Source organism: Ruegeria sp. YTSA075 (assembly GCF_059610245.1).
Genome location: NZ_JBXWNG010000003.1, coordinates 112894 through 131681, shown reverse-complemented (window position 1 = coordinate 131681; position 18788 = coordinate 112894). Strand labels below are relative to the sequence as shown.

General features: G+C 55.8%; 20 protein-coding genes. 11 read left to right on the top strand and 9 right to left on the bottom strand.

Annotated elements, in window-relative coordinates; genetic code table 11:
• Positions 1-55: 55 nt before the first annotated feature.
• The 7 genes from pstC (at position 56) to AC2FGE_RS06635 (ending at position 7378) form a co-directional block, all read left to right on the top strand.
• A complete protein-coding gene (gene pstC, locus AC2FGE_RS06665) occupies positions 56-1528 on the top strand; it encodes a phosphate ABC transporter permease subunit PstC (protein WP_496818432.1) in 1473 nt (490 codons plus the stop codon).
• The gene (pstA, locus tag AC2FGE_RS06660) at positions 1525-2856 is read left to right on the top strand and encodes a phosphate ABC transporter permease PstA (RefSeq protein ID WP_496818431.1); all 1332 of its coding nucleotides are present in this window, start codon (positions 1525-1527) and stop codon (positions 2854-2856) included. Before pstC ends, pstA begins: the two co-directional genes overlap by 4 nt.
• Positions 2857-2869: 13 nt before the next feature.
• Positions 2870-3667 carry a phosphate ABC transporter ATP-binding protein PstB gene (gene pstB, locus AC2FGE_RS06655; RefSeq protein ID WP_496818430.1) on the top strand — a complete coding sequence of 266 codons (798 nt, stop codon included), beginning with the start codon at positions 2870-2872 and terminating at the stop codon, positions 3665-3667.
• A 25-nt stretch (positions 3668-3692) separates the two neighbouring features.
• Positions 3693-4394 (top strand): phosphate signaling complex protein PhoU, encoded by a 702-nt coding sequence (gene phoU, locus AC2FGE_RS06650; protein ID WP_496818772.1) that lies wholly within the window; start codon positions 3693-3695, stop codon positions 4392-4394.
• Between the two features lie 12 nt (positions 4395-4406).
• Positions 4407-5096 (top strand): phosphate regulon transcriptional regulator PhoB, encoded by a 690-nt coding sequence (gene phoB, locus AC2FGE_RS06645; RefSeq protein WP_170536733.1) that lies wholly within the window; start codon positions 4407-4409, stop codon positions 5094-5096.
• Between the two features lie 130 nt (positions 5097-5226).
• A complete protein-coding gene (locus AC2FGE_RS06640) occupies positions 5227-6456 on the top strand; it encodes an acyl-CoA dehydrogenase (protein ID WP_496818429.1) in 1230 nt (409 codons plus the stop codon).
• Between the two features lie 154 nt (positions 6457-6610).
• Positions 6611-7378: an SDR family oxidoreductase gene (locus AC2FGE_RS06635; RefSeq protein ID WP_496818428.1), complete on the top strand. Its 768-nt coding sequence runs from the start codon at positions 6611-6613 to the stop codon at positions 7376-7378.
• Here AC2FGE_RS06635 and AC2FGE_RS06630 read toward each other — a convergent pair.
• A complete protein-coding gene (locus tag AC2FGE_RS06630; protein ID WP_496818427.1) occupies positions 7375-8238 on the bottom strand; it encodes an acyl-CoA thioesterase in 864 nt (287 codons plus the stop codon). The genes AC2FGE_RS06635 and AC2FGE_RS06630 overlap by 4 nt on opposite strands.
• A gap of 49 nt (positions 8239-8287) precedes the next feature.
• Entirely contained in the window at positions 8288-9520 is a 1233-nt protein-coding gene (locus tag AC2FGE_RS06625; protein ID WP_496818425.1) for a serine hydrolase domain-containing protein, read from the bottom strand.
• 149 nt (positions 9521-9669) lie between these two features.
• Between AC2FGE_RS06625 and AC2FGE_RS06620 the strand changes: the two genes are divergently transcribed.
• The gene (locus AC2FGE_RS06620; protein ID WP_496818424.1) at positions 9670-10275 is read left to right on the top strand and encodes a 2-hydroxychromene-2-carboxylate isomerase; all 606 of its coding nucleotides are present in this window, start codon (positions 9670-9672) and stop codon (positions 10273-10275) included.
• A 27-nt stretch (positions 10276-10302) separates the two neighbouring features.
• Here AC2FGE_RS06620 and AC2FGE_RS06615 read toward each other — a convergent pair whose 3' ends face one another.
• The gene (locus AC2FGE_RS06615; RefSeq protein ID WP_496818423.1) at positions 10303-11331 is read right to left on the bottom strand and encodes a phosphotransferase family protein; all 1029 of its coding nucleotides are present in this window, start codon (positions 11329-11331) and stop codon (positions 10303-10305) included.
• A 13-nt stretch (positions 11332-11344) separates the two neighbouring features.
• Complete coding sequence (locus AC2FGE_RS06610) at positions 11345-12163, bottom strand: SDR family NAD(P)-dependent oxidoreductase (RefSeq protein WP_496818422.1); 819 nt, start codon at positions 12161-12163, stop codon at positions 11345-11347.
• A 123-nt stretch (positions 12164-12286) separates the two neighbouring features.
• Between AC2FGE_RS06610 and AC2FGE_RS06605 the strand changes: the two genes are divergently transcribed.
• From AC2FGE_RS06605 to AC2FGE_RS06595, 3 genes are all read left to right on the top strand, one after another.
• On the top strand, positions 12287-13288 hold the full coding sequence (locus AC2FGE_RS06605; RefSeq protein ID WP_496818421.1) for an NADPH:quinone oxidoreductase family protein: 1002 nt from the start codon (positions 12287-12289) through the stop codon (positions 13286-13288).
• A 123-nt stretch (positions 13289-13411) separates the two neighbouring features.
• Positions 13412-13861, top strand: coding sequence for a type II 3-dehydroquinate dehydratase (gene aroQ, locus AC2FGE_RS06600; protein WP_496818420.1), 450 nt, complete (start codon positions 13412-13414; stop codon positions 13859-13861).
• Positions 13858-14613 carry a LuxR family transcriptional regulator gene (locus tag AC2FGE_RS06595; protein WP_496818419.1) on the top strand — a complete coding sequence of 252 codons (756 nt, stop codon included), beginning with the start codon at positions 13858-13860 and terminating at the stop codon, positions 14611-14613. The genes aroQ and AC2FGE_RS06595 overlap by 4 nt, the downstream gene beginning before the upstream one ends.
• Positions 14614-14951: 338 nt before the next feature.
• On the opposite strand, the gene tsf is transcribed toward AC2FGE_RS06595, so the two are convergent.
• The 5 genes from tsf to AC2FGE_RS06570 all read right to left on the bottom strand — a co-directional run bounded on the left by tsf (position 14952) and on the right by AC2FGE_RS06570 (position 18748).
• Positions 14952-15827, bottom strand: a complete 876-nt coding sequence (tsf, locus tag AC2FGE_RS06590) for a translation elongation factor Ts (RefSeq protein WP_496818418.1) — start codon at positions 15825-15827, stop codon at positions 14952-14954.
• A gap of 76 nt (positions 15828-15903) precedes the next feature.
• Positions 15904-16701, bottom strand: coding sequence for a 30S ribosomal protein S2 (rpsB, locus tag AC2FGE_RS06585; protein WP_496818417.1), 798 nt, complete (start codon positions 16699-16701; stop codon positions 15904-15906).
• A gap of 167 nt (positions 16702-16868) precedes the next feature.
• Positions 16869-17723, bottom strand: coding sequence for a lyso-ornithine lipid O-acyltransferase (gene olsA / locus AC2FGE_RS06580; RefSeq protein WP_496818416.1), 855 nt, complete (start codon positions 17721-17723; stop codon positions 16869-16871).
• A complete protein-coding gene (gene olsB / locus AC2FGE_RS06575; RefSeq protein ID WP_496818415.1) occupies positions 17710-18465 on the bottom strand; it encodes an L-ornithine N(alpha)-acyltransferase in 756 nt (251 codons plus the stop codon). The genes olsA and olsB overlap by 14 nt, the downstream gene beginning before the upstream one ends.
• A gap of 100 nt (positions 18466-18565) precedes the next feature.
• On the bottom strand, positions 18566-18748 hold the full coding sequence (locus AC2FGE_RS06570; protein WP_496818414.1) for a DUF3553 domain-containing protein: 183 nt from the start codon (positions 18746-18748) through the stop codon (positions 18566-18568).
• Positions 18749-18788 lie beyond the last annotated feature (40 nt).

Here is an 18788-nt window from a genome sequence, read left to right as displayed (position 1 = left end):
GTCGTCGCCCCCTCGCTTCTTTTTTTGAATTCCCAATCGGACCAGTGGGGGTGTTATGCCGATACTTTGGCTTTTCTTGATCGTTGTTGCGATCGCTGTGGTCGGATATGTGCTGGGCCGATCCCGTGCACTTTCCAGCGCCGGCGGCGATATCCGAAACCTGCACTCCCTTCCCACATTTTATGGCGCGAATGTTGCGCTGAAGGCAATCGTTCCTGCCTTTGGATTGCTGGTGATCTGGCTGCTTGTTCAACCGCTTTATGTGAATTCTCAGGTTTCAAGTATGATGCCTGATAGTGCGATCAAAGAAGGATCATCGCGCGGGCTGCTGCTGGCCGAGGTGCGACGTGCTGCGACCGGGCTGGATAATGCTGTTGCCCAAGGCGCGATGACCGAGGAAACTGCCAGGAACGCCCGAGCCGAATTCACGGACATGACACAGCGTCTGAAAGACGCCGGACAGGTTGTGACTTCGAACATCACACAACCGATCCTACGCGGCGCGCAGAGCTACCGCATCATGAATTCAACCGGCTATCGGATTATGTCGATTGCCGTAATCCTTGTCGCGTTGGTTGGCGCCGCAGTCAGCTGGCTGCAAACCAATGCCGATTATCGAGCGCGCAACGTCGTCGAACAGGGTGTCCGGATGATGCTGCTGGGCGCGGCGTCAATCGCCATTCTGACTACTGTCGGTATCGTGCTCTCGCTGGTGTTTAACACTTGGGAGTTCTTCCGGCTTTACCCCGCTTCTGACTTTTTCTTTGGCCTGACATGGTCGCCCAGCTTTTCCGGTCGCGGTGGCGCATCTGATCTTGGCATTATCCCGTTGCTTTGGGGTACACTCTATATTTCGATTGTTGCGCTGCTGGTTGCAGTGCCAATCGGTCTGTTTGCCGCGATCTATCTAAGCGAATATGCATCCCCGGCGGTTCGCGCCTTCGCAAAGCCGCTGCTCGAAGTGCTGGCCGGTATCCCGACCATCGTTTACGGTCTGTTCGCCTTGCTCACTGTGGGGCCGATGTTGTTAGGCGTGTTCGGAGATGGCGGTCTGGGCTGGATGAAAGCTGGTACTGCGGTGATGACCGCTGGTCTGGTCATGGGCATCATGTTGATCCCGTTTGTCTCCTCCCTGTCCGACGATATCATCAACGCTGTGCCACAGGCGATGCGCGATGGGTCCTACGGATTGGGAGCAAACCAGTCTGAAACCATCCGTCAGGTGGTTTTGCCCGCCGCCTTACCCGGCATCGTAGGTGCGATCCTGCTGGCCGCTTCGCGCGCCATAGGTGAGACAATGATCGTGGTTCTGGGGGCAGGGGCCGCTGCAAGGCTTAGCCTCAACCCCTTTGAAGCCATGACAACAGTGACTGCAAAAATCGTCAGCCAGTTGACCGGTGACGCTGATTTTGCCTCGCCCGAAGCCCTTGTTGCCTTTGCGCTTGGCATGACACTCTTCGTTGTCACGCTGTGCCTGAACGTTTTTGCCCTTTACATTGTGCGTAAGTACCGGGAGCAGTACGAATGACCGACGCAAGCATGCAAACCCCTGAAACGGGTGGCCACTCTGTCTCACTGACTGCATCTGACGCCCGGACCCGTAAACGGGCCAAGGCAGAAAAACGCTTCCGTGCCTATGGCATAGCTGCGATTGCAACAGGCCTGTTCTTTCTGATCGTCTTGTTTGCCTCGATCCTGTCCGAGGGCATTCCGGCCTTCACCCGGACTGTTGTCAGCGTTGATTTTACCCTGACCCAGCAAGAGCAGGAAGAGGCCGAAGGCACGCTGTTCAAGACCAAAGCCTATTCGGATCTGTTCATTTCAGCCTTGAACAAAGAACTTGATGAAAGCGGCTTCGAGGTCGATTTCGACGAGGCCGCTATTGAGCGTCTGTTGGGCAAGGTCGGCGGAACAATCCGGACGTACTATGCTGCAAATCCGGACAAGTTGGACGAGCCTATCGAATTTGATCTGGCTGCCTCCAGTCGGGTTGATGGATACTATAAGGGCCGAGTGTCACGTGACAGTATTCAGGACAGCCGTTTCCTGCAGAAGAGCGACCTGGATCTGGTCGATGCGCTTGAGCAAGCTGGTATCATAAAGCAGGTTTTCAACTGGCCTTTCATTACCGGGGCCGACTCGGGCGTGGACAACCCCGGCGGTGCTGGAATCGGTGCCTCTGTCGTGGGATCATTCTTCATGATGCTGGTTGTGCTGGGCCTGTCGTTGCCCATTGGTGTGGCCGCGTCGATCTATCTGGAAGAATTCGCGCCACAGAACAAGTTTACGGACCTGATCGAGGTGAACATCTCGAACCTGGCCGCGGTTCCATCGATCGTGTTTGGTATCCTTGGTCTGGCCGTCTTCATCCAATTCATGCACCTGCCGCAATCGGCACCTTTGGTCGGTGGTCTGGTGCTGACGCTGATGACCCTGCCAACCATCATCATTTCGACCCGCGCGTCGCTGAAGGCGGTTCCGCCGTCGATCCGTGATGCCGCACTTGGGGTAGGGGCGTCGAAAATGCAGGCCGTATTCCATCATGTTCTGCCGCTGGCCGCACCTGGTATCCTGACCGGAACCATCATCGGTCTGGCGCAGGCGCTTGGTGAAACCGCACCGCTGCTGCTGATCGGAATGGTGGGCTTTGTGGCCCGTGGCTACCCGGATGGCTTCATCGCCGGGTTTACCGAGCCGAACTCGGCCATGCCTGCCCAAATCTACACCTGGGCCGCGCGCGCGGATGTTGGCTTCTATGAAAAAGCCTGGGGCGGGATTATCATCCTTTTGATTTTCCTGCTGACTATGAACATCATCGCAATCATTCTGCGCCGCCGCTTTGAACGCCGCTGGTAAAAAGGGCAGACCCATGAACGACATGTCACGAGTGGAGAGACAAGTGGATACCAATGAAATCAAGCTGGAATGCCGGGACTGCCAGGTCTTTTACGGTGACACCCACGCGATCAAAGATGTGAATGTCGATATCGAAGATAAGACTGTCACGGCTTTCATCGGTCCGTCGGGCTGCGGTAAATCTACATTCCTGCGCTGTTTGAACAGGATGAACGACACAATTGATGTCGCACGGATAGAAGGTAGCTTTAAGCTGGACGGCGAAGACATCTATGACAAGCGTGTTGACCCTGTGCAGCTGCGTGCAAAGGTCGGTATGGTGTTCCAAAAACCGAACCCGTTCCCGAAATCGATCTATGATAACGTGGCTTACGGCCCGCGCATTCATGGTTTGGCCAAGAATAAGGCTGAACTGGATGAGATCGTTGAGAAGTCCTTGCGTCGCGGGGCGATCTGGAATGAGGTCAAGGATCGCCTGGATTCCCCCGGCACCGGCCTGTCAGGTGGTCAGCAGCAGCGCTTGTGCATCGCGCGTGCCGTTGCAACAGAACCCGAGGTTCTGCTGATGGACGAGCCATGCTCGGCACTGGACCCGATTGCCACGGCCCAGGTCGAGGAACTGATTGACGAGCTGCGCGCGCAATATTCGGTGGTCATTGTGACCCACTCGATGCAGCAGGCCGCACGGGTCAGCCAGAAAACCGCCTTCTTCCATCTCGGCAATCTGGTCGAGTTCGGCGAAACCGGAACGATCTTTACCAACCCCGTAGATCCGCGCACGGAAAGCTACATCACCGGCCGCATCGGCTGAGCACAGGTATTCAGATATGACCGATATGAACGAACAACATATTGCATCCGTTTTTGACCGCGATCTCGAGGCGATTCAGGCGCACATCATGAAGATGGGCGGGCTGGTAGAAGCCGCCATCATGGGTGCTGCACGGTCACTGGAATCCCGTGATGAGGAATTGGCACAAGAAGTCCGACAGGGCGACAAAGCCATCGACGCGCTGGAAGAAGTGATCAACGAAGAGACAGCGCGTCTGATCGCGCTGCGCGCGCCAACAGCAAGCGATCTTCGCCTTGTCCTGTCGGTTCTTAAAGTATCGGCCAACCTTGAGCGGATTGGTGACTATTCGAAGAATATTGCCAAACGCACCACAGTTCTGGTCAATTCCGGTGAAATCAACGGCAGCGCCGCAGCCCTACGTCGCATGGCGCGCGAAGTTGAAGTGATGCTGCGTGATGCGCTAGACGCTTATATCCAGCGGGACCATGAACTGGCCAAAGACGTGATCGAACGCGATGAAGAGGTTGACCAGATGTATAACGGTCTGTTCCGCGAGTTCCTGACCTTCATGGCCGAAGACCCGCGCAACATCTCGGCCTGTATGCACCTGCATTTCATCGCCAAGAATATCGAACGCATGGGCGATCACGTAACGGCTATCGCCGAGCAAGTGGTATATTTGGTTACGGGAGAACGTCCGGCGGATGCGCGGCCCAAGGCCGACAACACCTCGCAAACCGTTTAGGAGACGCAGACCATGTCCGCAGATCAACCAACTGTCCTGGTTGTCGAGGATGAATTGGCCCAGCGTGAAGTGCTGGCGTATAATCTTGAGGCCGAAGGGTTTCGGGTGTCCAAAGCGGCCAGCGGCGACGAAGCACTGTTGCTGGTCGACGAAGATTGCCCGGATATCATCGTGCTGGATTGGATGATGCCCAATCTCAGCGGGATCGAGGTTTGCCGGCGGTTGAAAACGCGGCCCGACACCCGTTCGATCCCGATCATCATGCTGTCGGCCCGCTCGGAAGAGGTGGACAAGGTGCGCGGGCTGGAAACAGGCGCGGATGACTATGTGGTCAAGCCGTATTCGGTCGTGGAACTGATGGCGCGTGTGCGCACCCAACTGCGCCGTGTACGTCCGGCAACGGTCGGGATTCTGTTGGAGTTTGACGATATCATTCTGGACTCGGAAACGCATAAAGTCAGCCGTGACAGCAAACCGTTGAAACTGGGTCCGACCGAATTCCGCCTGCTGAGCACTTTCATGGAAAAGCCTGGTCGTGTCTGGAGCCGTGAACAGCTGCTGGATCGGGTCTGGGGTCGCGATATCTATGTCGATACGCGCACCGTCGACGTGCATATCGGACGTCTACGCAAGGCGCTGACACAGCATGGGGGCGAAGACCCGGTGCGCACCGTGCGTGGCGCCGGATACGCCTTGGGCTGAAGCCAAGGGCAGGGGCGCTGGGTCGTTCACGCCGCTTTACCTCTGATTGTCACAATGTGCCAAACTCCTGTTGTTGTTTGCGTCAGACCCGCGCTAGGGTTCGGCAAAATTGATCCAACGGAGAAGCACAATGAACGCGCCTCAGACGAAACCGACCTTGCGGGCAAAAGATGCCCCCGATTTAGGTAAATTTTCGTGGGAGGATCCGTTTCGCCTGACCGACCAGTTGCACGAAGACGAACGGATGATCACCGACAGCGCACGCGCCTATGCGCAGGAGAAGCTGCAACCGCGTGTGACCCAAGCCTATCAGAACGAAGAAACTGACCCCGAGATTTTCCGTGAAATGGGGGAAATGGGCCTGCTGGGCACAACCATTCCCGAAGAATATGGCGGTCTGGGTGGCAACTATGTCTCGTACGGTCTGGTCGCGCGCGAGATTGAGCGTGTGGATTCTGGCTATCGTTCGATGATGTCGGTGCAAAGCTCTTTGGTCATGTATCCTATTTACGCCTATGGCAGCGAAGATCAGCGCCGGAAATACCTGCCGAAACTGGCCTCGGGTGAATGGATCGGCTGCTTTGGCCTGACCGAACCGGATGCAGGGTCGGACCCGGCTGGCATGAAAACACGGGCCGAGAAGATCGACGGCGGCTACCGATTGACCGGTAGTAAGATGTGGATATCCAACGCTCCGATTGCGGATGTGTTTGTCGTCTGGGCCAAATCTGACGCCCATGACGGTAAGATCCGCGGCTTTGTTCTGGACAAAGGCCTCAAAGGTCTCAGCGCGCCGAAGATCGAAAACAAACTGAGCCTGCGTGCGTCCGTCACCGGCGAGATCGTGATGGACGGCGTCGAAGTAGGCGAGGGCGCCTTGCTGCCGAATGTTCAGGGTTTGAAAGGTCCGTTTGGCTGTTTGAACCGCGCACGCTATGGCATCAGCTGGGGCGTCATGGGGGCTGCAGAAAGCTGCTGGCATGCGGCATTGCAATACGGTCTGGACCGCAAGCAGTTTGACAAACCTTTGGCGCAAACTCAGCTGTTTCAGCGTAAACTGGCCGATATGCAAACCGAAATCGCCTTGGGTCTGCAAGCCAGCCTGCGTGTTGGGCGTTTGTTGGATCAGGCCGAGGCTGCGCCCGAGATGATCTCGATCGTCAAACGCAATAACTGCGGCAAAGCGCTCGACATTTCGCGAATGGCCCGTGACATGCATGGCGGCAACGGTATCTCACTGGAATTCCACGTGATCCGGCACATGGTCAACTTGGAAACAGTGAACACGTATGAGGGCACACATGATGTCCATGCGCTGATCCTTGGACGCGCGCAAACTGGGCTGCAAGCTTTCTACTGAAAACGCTTGAAATTGGGCTACCATGCGGTTGGCAGGTAGCCCAGATGACCGAAATATAATTCGCATAATTGGTATTATGGTAAATAATAGATGCGACGTGACACTTGAAGACAACGACTTACCATACCAACCTCACCAACCTCGGAACCGTTAAATGGAACTGAAAGAAAGAACAGTCGTCATCACTGGCGCTGCTAGTGGAATTGGCAAAGGTCTGGCGGAACGCTTTGCCAACGATGGTGCCACAGTTGTCTGTTCAGATATCGACTTTGAGGCCGCGCAAGAGCTGGCCGCTCACATCGGTGGTCACGCCTATCCCTGTGATGTGTCCAGCGAAGCTCAGATCAAGGCGTTGATCGACCATGTTGAAGCGGAGATCGCGCCCATTGATCTGTTTTGCGCCAATGCCGGAATACTGACGCTTGGCGGTCTGGATGTGCCAGATGAAGATTGGAATCGCATCTGGGACATTAACGTGATGTCTCATGTCTGGGCTGCACGCCATCTTGTGCCCAAAATGCTTGAGCGTGGTCAGGGTTACATGCTGATCACCGCATCTGCTGCAGGACTACTGAACCAGCCAGGCGCTGCGCCTTATGGCGTCACGAAGCACGCAGCTGTCGGATTTGCCGAATGGTTGTCGCTGACCTACGGCCACAAAGGCTTGCGTGTGTCTGCGTTATGTCCTCAAGCCGTTCGGTCCGAGATGACACGCGGACACGAAACATCGGTTGCTTCCATCGATGGAATGCTCGAACCCGAGGACGTTGCAGACGCCTGCGTTGAGGCCATTCGGGCTGAGCAGTTTCTTATTCTCCCGCACCCGCAGGTGCTGGACTATATGCGACACAAAACGGCAGATTATGATCGCTGGTTAGGTGGAATGCGTAAGCTAAATCAAACCTTTGTGGAGGATTCTTAAATCTTCGGTTTGCGCATCAGGCCTTCTTGAGCAACAGACGCGACCAGAACTCCGTCCTGTGTGTAGATGGAGCCCCGATTGAAAGACCGTCCCTGCCCTGTCCACGGCGAATCCATCGCATAAAGATGCCAATTGTCGAACTGCACCGGCGCATGAAACCATAACGCATGGTCCAGGCTCGCACCGTTGACCTGACCGGTGAACCAGCTGAGCCCGTGTGGACGCATGCCAGAACTCAGCAAGCTCATATCCGAGGCATATGCCAACAACAGGTGCTGAGTGCGTGTGTCTGCAGTTTCCGCGGCCCCCATCCGGAACCAGATTTGATTGCGGTCGTCAGCGGCCACGGGGTTGAACGGATCAAGATGATCCACCTCACGTACCTCGATGGGACGTTCGCGCAATAATTCGCCGCGCAATTTCTCAGGAACACGCTCCAGATATTGATGTCGTAGATCGGATCGGGCCGGGTAGCTTTCGGGCGCATCCAGATCCGGCATCGGATGTTGATGCGCCCAGCCTTCATCCTGAACATGGAACGAGGCGGACATGTTCAATATCTGTTTTCCATGCTGAATTGCGACCACACGGCGGGTCGTGAACGAACTTCCATCTCTCGCTCTATCCACCTGATATATAACGGGTATCGAAGGATCGCCCGGGCGGATGAAATAGGCGTGTAGCGAATGACACAGCCGATCTTCGACTGTTCTATAGGCCGCAGCCAGTGCCTGCGCGATCACTTGCCCGCCGAAGATACGCGTTGGGGTTTCACCACCGGACCCGGTGCCCCGGAACAGATCAACTTCCAGACGTTCAACATCCAAAAGATCAAGAAGAATGCGTTCTGCTTCGGTCATGTTCTGCTCTCTGAGTGTGACAGATATCCGCCTATCAGTCGCGTTCGGATCAATCAATCATCGCGCCTAGCACAAGCGCCTTTAACTCGGCTCGTGACGGGTAAGAACTGGAAGGCGACAACTGAGTAAAAAAGATACCGCTCAGTTCGTTTTCTCGATCCAGCCAGAAATAAGTTGAGGCCATGCCGCCCCAACTGAAATCGCCAACTGAACCGGGCACGCGCATCCTTGCTGGGTTCAGAACCACGGATCCACCGAGGCCAAAGCCCATACCCTCCATCGGTTGTTCGGCAAAACTGCGGGGACCCATCGATGCAATATCGCCGGATAAGTGGTTGCAAAGCATGAAATCTACGGTTTTGGGTCCCAGAATGCGTTGCCCATTCGCTATACCTCGATTGCGCAGCATTTCGACGAATTTGGCATAATCATCAATGGTGCTTATCAATCCGCCACCACCCGAGAAAGTCGAGGTGTTTTCAAAAGGGGATGACCCGGCCTCATCTATCAGTCGCAGTGTTTCTCTGCCCCGTTCGGCTGAGTTCAGCGCCATCGCATCACCCGACAAGGGGGAATAAAGCGACGCAAAACGATCCCCTGCCCCTTTGGACACGAAAAAACCGGTTTCCCACATGCCCAGAGGCGTAAAGATCTGCTGGTCGAAATATTGATCCAACGCTTGGCCCGAGACAATTTCGATCACGCGCCCCAGAACGTCGATGCTGACGGAATACTCCCAGCGCGCACCGGGTTGAAACGCCAGTGGCAAGCACGCCAAATCATGGATCCGATCCGCCAACGGGCCCTGATTGGGTTTGAACAGCAAATCCTGCTGTTCCATAGCCTCAGGCAAAAGGCCGGGATTGAACGGGTAGCTCAGACCGCTTGTATGCGTCAGCAGGTGATGCAGCGTCGGACTGGTTGCTGTTTCGGTTTGATCCAGACGGGTGGCACCGGGAACAAGGGCCTGTATATCATTGAATTCAGGTATAAATTCAGATAACGGCGCATCAAGGTGGATCAAACCCTGTTCGACCAGCATCATCAACCCGACCGAGGTTATGGGCTTAGTCATCGAATAAATCCGCGCCAGAGTATCGCGTTGGAATGGCAGGTTGTTTTCAACGCTGCGCTGACCACAGACATGAAAAAACACCTCGGCGCCTTGGTGATGTAGCAGAAAGGCGCTTCCGGCATATCTGCGCTGGGTGACATAGCGTTCCATCCAGACACGTATGCGGTTCAGCCGATCATGATCAAAACTTGCAGTGGATTGTGTCATAGAACCTGCCTGATCCTGCTTATGTCAGAAAAATACGCTTTGCTTTACCAAAGCCATACGCGATTGTTGCCACTGAAAAACGACCCTTGTCGCGGATTCGTTGCGTGCCGGTTCTAAAATCTGCTGACACCCCGGATTGGAGTATCAACATGGCGCAAACTATAGATTTCGTTTACGATTTCAGCAGCCCAAACGCGTTTCTTGCATATAAGATGCTGCCGGAACTTGCCAAAAAGCACAAGGCGAAGATCAACCCAATCCCGGTGCTGTTGTCCGGTGTGTTCAAATCTACCAACAACCAGAGCCCGTTCGAGGCGTTTTCCGAAAATCGTCAAAAAACGGCCTATTTGACCCACGATCTGCACCGCTTTGCCCGGCGGCGTGGTGTGAGTTTCCACATGAGTCCGCATTTCCCGATCAATAGCAAATTCGCGATGCGCGGCGCATATTATGCATCGGGGAAATCTTGGGAAAACAAATATATAAATGCCGTTTTTGATGCGATCTGGGTGCATGGTCAGAAGATCGAGGAGCTTGGCGTATTGACCGACATTCTGCGTGAAGCAGAACTGCCCGTTCGTAAAATCCGCGAGGCGATTGCCGCTCCGGAAACCAAGCAGCTGCTAAAAGAACAAACCAAAGCCATGGTCAGGCGCGGCGTCTTTGGCGTGCCTAGCATGTTTACAGGGTCTGAGATGTTCTTTGGAAAGAACAGTCTGGGCAATCTGGATCTGGAGCTGACACTACATAAGTGATCTAAAGCTAAGCTCTATCGCGATATATTAATCTTGTTTAAGTGCAGCCAAGCCATGCTGCGCAAAAACGGGAACGTATGCCCCGAATGCTTGGGCGCGTTTCGGATCTGAGGCGTTTCCGTCCAGCGCGCGTTTGTACACACCCTGTAGAATCCCGGCCATTCGGAAGAAGTTAAACGCCAGATAGAAACCGAAGTTATCAATCCCCGGCAATCCACGACGGGCACAATACTGCGCAACAAAGTCCGCGTCGCTGGGTAGACCCAGTTGGTCCCGATCAATACCGGCCAGCCCGCGCCCCTCTTTGCCCGGTGGCATCTGCCATTGCATGATCACTGCGGCCAGATCGGCATAAGGGTGGCCGATTGTGGACAATTCCCAATCCAGAACGCCGATACAGCTGGTCCCATCTGCAGCAAACATTAGGTTGTCGATGCGGTAGTCCCCATGCACAAGCGTGCGCTGCCCGTCATCATCAGGGATCGCAGAGGCGAGCGCTTCGATAAGCGCGTTCATATCAGCAATATCAGTGGTTTCAGAGGCGCGATACTGCTTGGTCCATCGGGATATCTGGCGCTCAAAGTAATTGCCGGTTGGCCCGTAGTCAGACAGGCCTGCGGCATCGATATCCACCATATGAAGCTCTGCCAGAACGCGGTTCATTTCGTCCAGAACAGCGCTGCGGATCGCGTTGCTTTCACCTTCCATTGTGGGTTGCAGGAAGACCCGACCTTTAAGATGCTCCATGACATAAAAGGCTGAACCTATGACGGTTTCGTCCTCGCACAGCGCCAGCATCTTGGGCACCGGTACCGGGCTGTCGGCCAAGGCACTTTGCACGCGAAATTCGCGATCTACGGCGTGGGCTGATTTCAGAAGCACCCCGGGCGGTTTGCGACGCAGCACATAAGACCTTGTAGGCGTGCGCAGTTCATAGGTCGGGTTGGATTGCCCGATCGCAAATTTCTCAGCTTCAAGCGGGCCGCTATAGCCTTTCAGATGCGCTGACAGGTAGGTGTCTATCGCAGCCAGGTTCAAATCTGTGTTGGGTGTCATGTCCGCCCCTTACCTAAAGGGCTTCGGCAAAGATGTTCGGAGCGGTTACCACGTTTATACCGCCCGACACCGGAATGACTGCCCCCGTCACATAGCCACCGCCGCGACCGCAGAGGAACAGCATACAGCCTGCAATATCCTCATCGCGGCCCACACGCCCCAAAGGCACCGATTTACCGACCCTGTCGCGCGTATCTTCATCCGCGGTTGCAAAAGCGGTCATCTTAGACACAAACGGTCCGGGCGCCAGTGCGTTGACGGTGACATGATAGGGTGACAGTTCTTTGGCCAGGATTTTGGTCAGATGCAGCACGGCTGCCTTCGAGGCGGAATAGCTGTAAGCGCCATCGCCCATAGGAACCTCACCCATCACCGAGCCAACGTTGATGACCCGTGCTGGGTCTTCGGCCGTTCCAGACTTCATCAGCAACGGCAGTAGTCTCTGCGTCAACTCAAAGATGCCCGTCACGTTGACTGACATCACTTTATCCCAAGCCTCATAGGGGAATTGCCCCATCGGCGCCCCCCAGCTGACACCAGAATTATTCATAAGAATATCAAGTGTCTCGGTCCGCGCGTTGATGTCAGAAACAAGCGCCTCAATCCCCTCCTTGCTGCCCAGGTCGCCCGAAAACCCTACCGCGCTTCCCGGCGCATCCATCGCGTTGAGTTCTTCGGCGACAGCGGCGCAGGCGTCGCCTTTGCGTGAGGCGATCATCACATGGGCCCCAGCCCGCACCAGTGCTTCGGCAGCCATGCGGCCAATTCCAGTGGCCCCGCCTGTGACCAGCGCGGTTTTACCCTGAAGTGAAAAAAGAGTTTCGGGGGTCATGCGTGTCTCCTCACTTACACGTGGTGGCGGTTGCCGTGACGGGAACCAGAGGTGGCCGTTGACAATACATACCCCAGCCTCAAAAGTTTCCGATACCGGAATAACAGGGACAACAGGGTCAACATGCAAGCATTACTCAGCGTCGCCCCCGGCGGGCCAGAGACTTTGGAACTGACCACCCTGCCCGATCCATCGCCTGGCAAGGGCGAGCTGTTGATCGCCGTGAAAGCAGCCGGGGTGAATTTTCCGGACACGCTGATCATTCGTGACCTCTATCAGATGAAACCACCGCGTCCCTTTGCCCCCGGCGGAGAAATCGCCGGAGAGGTTCTGGCCATCGGTGAGGGCGTAACAGGGTTTGAACCAGGTGATCGGGTTCTGGCGCTGACGGGTCATGGAGGGTTTGCAACCCATCTGACGTTCATGGCCGCGTCTGCCATCAAGTTCCCGGACGACATGCCCTATGAGGACGCGGCCTGTTTCATTTTCACCTATGGCACCTCGTATCACGCGCTCAAGGACCGGGCATCGCTTCAAGCCGGTGAAACCTTGTTGATCCTCGGTGCAGCAGGTGGTGTCGGCTCGGCAGCGATTGAGCTGGGCAAAGCTATGGGTGCGCGGGTGATCGCCGCTGTGTCATCCGACGAAAAGGCCGCATTTTGCAAACAGATTGGTGCAGATGAGACGATCATCTATCCGAGCGAGATGGATAAAGACGCCCAAAAGGCGTTCTCGGGCCAGATCAAAACGCTGGCTGGTCCCAATGGCGTGGATGTTGTTTATGACGCCGTCGGCGGGCCGTTTGCCGAACCCGCGTTGCGCAGTATGGCGTGGAACGGGCGTTTTCTGGTGGTGGGGTTCCCTGCCGGTATCCCCAACCTTCCGCTGAACCTACCTCTGCTCAAAGGCTGCCAGATCGTTGGCGTCTTTTGGGGCGCGTCGGTGTTCCGTGACCCCCAAGGTCATGCGCAGAATGTTGCAGAGCTATTTGCGCTCTACGGAAAGGGTCAAATCAAACCCCGCATCAGCGTGCAGTTCCCCCTCAATCAGGCTGCCGATGCTTTGAAGCTTCTGGCGGATCGTTCTGTGCTGGGCAAGTTGGTCATCACACCGGACGCGACCTGAGGGTCACAGAACGGCGTGAAAGACGGCTCCTCCGCCCGCAAGGATTGTATCACCTCGCAACAAAGCGCAGTAGACAACTCAGGCTAATCGTGGCTATGAACCAGTGATGGGGAATAAAAAGACATGACGAACATTCTGGTTTTGAATGGTCCGAACCTGAACCTGCTTGGCACCCGCCAGCCAGAGGTTTATGGCAGCACCACATTGCAGATGGTCGAGGATCTGTGCGTTGACCATGGCGCCAAGCTTGGTCTGACTGTAACCCATTTTCAGTCGAACCACGAAGGCGCCCTGATTGATGCCATTCACGCCGCGCGCGAAACACAGCACGGGCTGATCCTGAACGCGGGCGGCTATACGCATACATCCGTGGCGTTGATGGATGCGATCTCGTCCGTCGGGTTGCCGCTGGTTGAGGTGCATCTGTCGAATATTCACGCGCGCGAAGCATTTCGCCATAAATCATACATTGCGCCAGTCGCGCTGGGGCAAATCTGCGGATTTGGTGTGCAAAGCTATGTTCTGGCGCTAGACGCCATAGCAACGCATCTTGGGTCCACGGGTGGCAGATGAAGCTAAACGACTATCTGCATTTCGTAAGCTACGCCAAAACGCTGGAAGAGCTTTGGGATGCCCATTGCCGCCAGATGGCGCAGTTCGGCTTTGATCGGCTGATCTATGGCTATACCCAGTTTCGGACTGAAACCTCCCTGGGTGATCCAGAAGATTTTGTGATCCTGTCCAATCATGATCCGGCCTATACGGATGGCTTTCTGCAGCGCGGGATGTATTTCCACGCCCCGATGCTCAAATGGGCGCTGGACAATGAAGGCGCGGCCAGTTGGCAGATGATCCAACAGATGATGTCCACCGGGCAGATGAGCGCTGAAGAAAAGCGGGTGATCGATTTCAACAGATCGATGGGCGTTGTGAATGGCTACACGGTCAGCTTCAACTCGGTCTCGTTGCGCTCGAAAGGGGCGATTTCGCTATCTGCGCGGGGCGATATCAGCCAGGAAGAGGTTGATGCGATCTGGGCGGAGCACGGAGATGACATATTGCTCATGAACAATATGGCACATCTGAAAATTCTGACCCTGCCCTACAACCCGCCCAACCGCGCTCTGACAAAGCGGCAGCGCGAAGCGTTGGAATGGGTCGGCGATGGCAAAACAACGCAGGATATCGCGCTGTTGATGGGGCTGACCTCGGCAACCGTGGAAAAACATCTGAGGCTTGCACGCGAATCCCTGTCTGTTGAGACCACAGCACAGGCCGTTCTCAAGGCATCTCTGCACAATCAGATGTTCCTAATGGAAGCTTAAGCGCCAAGGGTATTTAAGATGGTTTACCCTAGGTAAGGAAAACATGACTTCCGAATTGGTAGGTAAAATTGCAAATTGGTCTTGTTCCGTGAGTGGTGGCTTTAGCCAGGGAACACTTCGATCAGATCTTTGCAATACCAAAGCTCTCTGATCACTCTGACACAGGGGCGCCTATTTGTCCGCGTCGCTAGGTCGGAAATTTGGGGGGCCTCGACCATCCCCATCATGCGGGGCCCTCCATTCTATTCTCAGTTTGACGAAAACAAAAAAACGGGCTGCGACCGCGCAACCCGTTTCGATGCTTTGAAAAGGCCCCAGAACGAGGCCTTTGAAGTGCTTTAGCCCTGAGCGGCTTTGGCCACTTCGGCTGCGAAGTCTTCTTTTTCGACCACGATGCCTTCGCCAACTTCCAAGCGGATGAAACCTGTGATGGTGGCACCTGCCTCTTTGGCCGCCGCTTCAACGGTCAGATCAGGGTTCACAACGAACTGCTGGTTCAGCAGAGTCGATTCGGCGACGAATTTCTTCATGCGGCCAACGATCATCTTTTCGATCACCTGTTCCGGCTTGCCGGATTCGCGGGCGATGTCCATCTGAACCTGCTTTTCCTTCTCGACGATGGCCGGATCCATGTCCGCCTCGGACAGGGCTGCCGGGTTCACAGCTGCGATGTGCATCGCAACCTGTTTGCCGATCGCCTCGTCACCACCGGTCAGAGCAACCAGAACACCGATTTTACCCATGCCGTTGGTGGCCGCGTTGTGGACGTAGGACACAACCGTATCGCCCGACAGTTTGGCCATGCGGCGCACCGACATGTTTTCACCAATAGTGGCGATCTTGTCGGTCAGGGTATCGGCAACGTTTTTGCCGCCCAGGTCAGCCGCCAGTAGCGCGTCAACATCTGCGACGCCTTCAGCTGCAAATGCGATCTTGCCAACCATTTCCTGGAATTCAGCGTTTTTCGCAACAAAGTCGGTTTCCGAGTTCACTTCGACAGCAACACCGGTGCCACCGTTGACGTGAACAGCAACCAGACCTTCGGCTGCGGTGCGGCCCGATTTCTTCGCCGCTTTGGCCAGACCTTTGGTGCGCAGCCAGTCAACGGCTTCGTCCATGTTGCCACCGGTTTCGGTCAGCGCTTTTTTTGCGTCCATCATGCCTGCGCCGGTCGAGTCGCGCAGTTCTTTAACCATTGCTGCTGTGATTGCCATCTTTAGGCTCTCCTCAATTCAAACGGAATTGGGGCAGGTCTACCCTGCCCCATATGTCATTTACGTGACGGGCAGCTTACGCTTCGGCAGGTGTTTCTGCTTCGGCTTCTGCAGGTGCTTCTTCGGCAACGGCTTCTTCAACCGGTGCTTCTTCGAACGCACCCAGGTCAACGCCGGCTGCACCCATCTGAGCGGTCATACCGTCCAGAGCGGCGCGTGCGGCCAGATCACAATACAGAGCGATGGCGCGCGCTGCGTCGTCGTTGCCGGGGATGATGTAATCCACACCATCGGGCGAGCAGTTGGTGTCAACCACGGCCACAACCGGGATACCCAGCTTGTTGGCTTCGGCGATGGCCAGTGCTTCTTTCTTGACGTCGATGACGAACAGCAGATCGGGAACGCCGCCCATTTCGCGGATACCGCCCAGCGAAGCCTGCAGCTTGGCCTGGTCACGCTCCATGCCCAGACGCTCTTTCTTGGTCAGGCCTTCGGCGCCGGTTTCCATCGCTTCGTCGATCTGGTTCAGACGGTTGATCGACTGGGAAACGGTTTTCCAGTTGGTCAGCGTGCCGCCCAGCCAGCGGTGGTTCATGTAGTACTGAGCCGACTTTTCAGCGGCTTCGGCGATCGGGCCTGCGGCCTGACGCTTGGTGCCAACGAACAGAACGCGGCCACCTTTTGCAACAGTGTCGCGAACCGCCTGCAGCGCCTGATCCAGCATCGGAACGGTCTGGGTCAGGTCCATGATGTGGATGCCATTGCGCGAGCCGTAGATGAACGGGCCCATGCGGGGATTCCAACGCTGTGTCTGGTGACCAAAGTGAACGCCAGCTTCCAGCAGCTGACGCATGGAGAACTCGGGAAGAGCCATGCTATATTTCCTTTTCCGGTTTACGCCTGGGCGGGGGTGAAAGAAGCGGATGCTCCAACCGGCGGGCCTGATAAGGATGTCTCCCTCAAAAAGCCCAAACCCCGCCTGCGGGTTTGAATGGCGCGCGTATACGGCAGGTTTTGGGGCAGTGCAAGGGTCAAATGCCCTTATTTTTCAAGCCGCGCCAAGCTGTGTGCGTGACGAACGGCTTGCTCGCACCAGGCCGCTAGTGCTTTGCGGTTTTCAAAGTCGCTGACCTTGGCTGGTGCGTGGTAAATCAACTCGACCGCTCCCTGTCGCCGGGCACCTAGTGTCTTGAGCAGATGCGGACCGAACTCCATATCTCCCCACCAGCCATAAAAGCGGGCTGGTTGTCCATCTGGCGCGTGGAACACCGCTGTAACGGGCTGTACATACATGAAATCGCGCAACTCTTCTGAAAAAAACGCGGCGAAAAGCGTTGTTTTAAAAGGTAAAACCCGCAACCCATCGGTCGAGGTGCCTTCTGGAAAAAACAACAGCTTATGTCCGGCTTTCAGCCGATCTTCGAAAATCTTGGTCTGTTCTTTTGCTTTTTTGGGGTTCCGCTCAATAAAGACCGTGCCCGTCGCACGCGCCAGCCAGCCAATGCCGGGCCAGCGCGCCACTTCGGCTTTTGAGACAAAATAAATCCGCTTACGTGCATTGAGGGCAAAGATATCCAGCCACGAAGTATGGTTGGCCACAACAGCCCCGCAATGCTGCATCAACTCCCCCGATGTTCTGAACGTAATTCCAAGAATGCGAAAGGCGTTGCGGCAGACGAATTGGGTGATGAATGGCGTGACCGGGCGGTGCAGACCATAGAGGGGCCGTTCAACAAGGCGCACCAGCAGCAAGATAATCAGCCCGCCAAAGACCAGAATGGCCAAGGGCAAACCGCGCAGCAGAACCAGAACCCAGCCAACCGGCCCCAACTCAATCGGGTCCGGGGCGTCCTCGCTGTTCCAAAGTGGATCGCTCACCGCGTTACGCTCCACCATAGATGCGCCTTTGGCGTTCATTCATGCGCGCGGTGTCGAGGATCAGGCAAACATCCGTCGTGTTAAAGCTGTGATCGACAAAGGCCCCCTCGCCCACAAAACCGCCCAACCGCAGATAGGCTTTGATCAGCGCGGGTACCTGAACCATTGCGGCGCGGCGATCCAGATCCTGAGGCGCGACCAGGTCCATGGATTGGAACACACCCGCCTGCGCTCGCACGCGCAGATCAGGCGGCGCTAGGTGGTTGTGATGCAGCATCGCCAAAGGCTGGGCCAAGGCGGCCACATCAGTGCCGTGAAAGCTGGCCACACCAAACAGAACCTCAATTTGGCGCTCGGCGACATAGCCGGCCAGCCCGTTCCAAAGATGATACATTGCCGAGCCGCCGCGATAATCCTTGTGCAAGCAGGATCGACCCAGCTCCAACAACCGGCGCCCGCTGTTTTTCAGTACGCTCAGGTCATACTCATCTTCGGAATAAAACTGCCCAATATCTGCTGCAAGCTCCCCCGGCAACATCCTGTAAACGCCGATTATTTCCCCAGTACCGTCGTCATAGGCCAGCATATGATCGAAATACGGATCGAACCTGTCCTTTTCTAAGCCCGCTTCGTGATCCACCAGGTCTCCACCACCGCCCAGTTCACGCACAAAGACATCATAGCGCAGCTTTTGTGCGGCGCGCAGCTCTGCCGCGGTCTCGGCGAGTTTTACAGTGAATGTCGGGCCAGTATCCGGCATAAGGGGATCCGTTCTCGTTTAGGGGCTGATACCGCAGTCTTTTGACCGTGCGCAACTGCTGCGCTATTGGTCAGGGTTGTTAACCTTTCCTAAACCAGTTTCACGGATCAAAGACGGGCATCAGGGCGATGCGCGTTCCGTCGATTACCACTTTCCCCTGCTCGCGGAAATTTACGGTGATCTTGCCTGAGATGTTGGACTGCACCTGTCCAACGCCCCATTCGGGAAAATCCGGGTGGCGAACAAACATGCCCGGTGCAAGAATAGCATTCATGTCTGTCATGAGGGGTCCCTTGAATCCTGCGGCAGATACAGCAGGAGGT

Bases quoted from the DNA above. Each gene is read 5' to 3' on its own strand.
- pstC (WP_496818432.1), top strand. From the start codon at position 56: ATGCCGATACTTTGGCTTTTCTTGATCGTTGTTGCGATCGCTGTGGTC.
- pstA (WP_496818431.1), top strand. From the start codon at position 1,525: ATGACCGACGCAAGCATGCAAACCCCTGAAACGGGTGGCCACTCTGTC.
- pstB (WP_496818430.1), top strand. From the start codon at position 2,870: ATGAACGACATGTCACGAGTGGAGAGACAAGTGGATACCAATGAAATC.
- phoU (WP_496818772.1), top strand. From the start codon at position 3,693: ATGAACGAACAACATATTGCATCCGTTTTTGACCGCGATCTCGAGGCG.
- phoB (WP_170536733.1), top strand. From the start codon at position 4,407: ATGTCCGCAGATCAACCAACTGTCCTGGTTGTCGAGGATGAATTGGCC.
- AC2FGE_RS06640 (WP_496818429.1), top strand. From the start codon at position 5,227: ATGAACGCGCCTCAGACGAAACCGACCTTGCGGGCAAAAGATGCCCCC.
- AC2FGE_RS06635 (WP_496818428.1), top strand. From the start codon at position 6,611: ATGGAACTGAAAGAAAGAACAGTCGTCATCACTGGCGCTGCTAGTGGA.
- AC2FGE_RS06630 (WP_496818427.1), bottom strand. From the start codon at position 8,238: ATGACCGAAGCAGAACGCATTCTTCTTGATCTTTTGGATGTTGAACGT.
- AC2FGE_RS06625 (WP_496818425.1), bottom strand. From the start codon at position 9,520: ATGACACAATCCACTGCAAGTTTTGATCATGATCGGCTGAACCGCATA.
- AC2FGE_RS06620 (WP_496818424.1), top strand. From the start codon at position 9,670: ATGGCGCAAACTATAGATTTCGTTTACGATTTCAGCAGCCCAAACGCG.
- AC2FGE_RS06615 (WP_496818423.1), bottom strand. From the start codon at position 11,331: ATGACACCCAACACAGATTTGAACCTGGCTGCGATAGACACCTACCTG.
- AC2FGE_RS06610 (WP_496818422.1), bottom strand. From the start codon at position 12,163: ATGACCCCCGAAACTCTTTTTTCACTTCAGGGTAAAACCGCGCTGGTC.
- AC2FGE_RS06605 (WP_496818421.1), top strand. From the start codon at position 12,287: ATGCAAGCATTACTCAGCGTCGCCCCCGGCGGGCCAGAGACTTTGGAA.
- aroQ (WP_496818420.1), top strand. From the start codon at position 13,412: ATGACGAACATTCTGGTTTTGAATGGTCCGAACCTGAACCTGCTTGGC.
- AC2FGE_RS06595 (WP_496818419.1), top strand. From the start codon at position 13,858: ATGAAGCTAAACGACTATCTGCATTTCGTAAGCTACGCCAAAACGCTG.
- tsf (WP_496818418.1), bottom strand. From the start codon at position 15,827: ATGGCAATCACAGCAGCAATGGTTAAAGAACTGCGCGACTCGACCGGC.
- rpsB (WP_496818417.1), bottom strand. From the start codon at position 16,701: ATGGCTCTTCCCGAGTTCTCCATGCGTCAGCTGCTGGAAGCTGGCGTT.
- olsA (WP_496818416.1), bottom strand. From the start codon at position 17,723: ATGGTGGAGCGTAACGCGGTGAGCGATCCACTTTGGAACAGCGAGGAC.
- olsB (WP_496818415.1), bottom strand. From the start codon at position 18,465: ATGCCGGATACTGGCCCGACATTCACTGTAAAACTCGCCGAGACCGCG.
- AC2FGE_RS06570 (WP_496818414.1), bottom strand. From the start codon at position 18,748: ATGACAGACATGAATGCTATTCTTGCACCGGGCATGTTTGTTCGCCAC.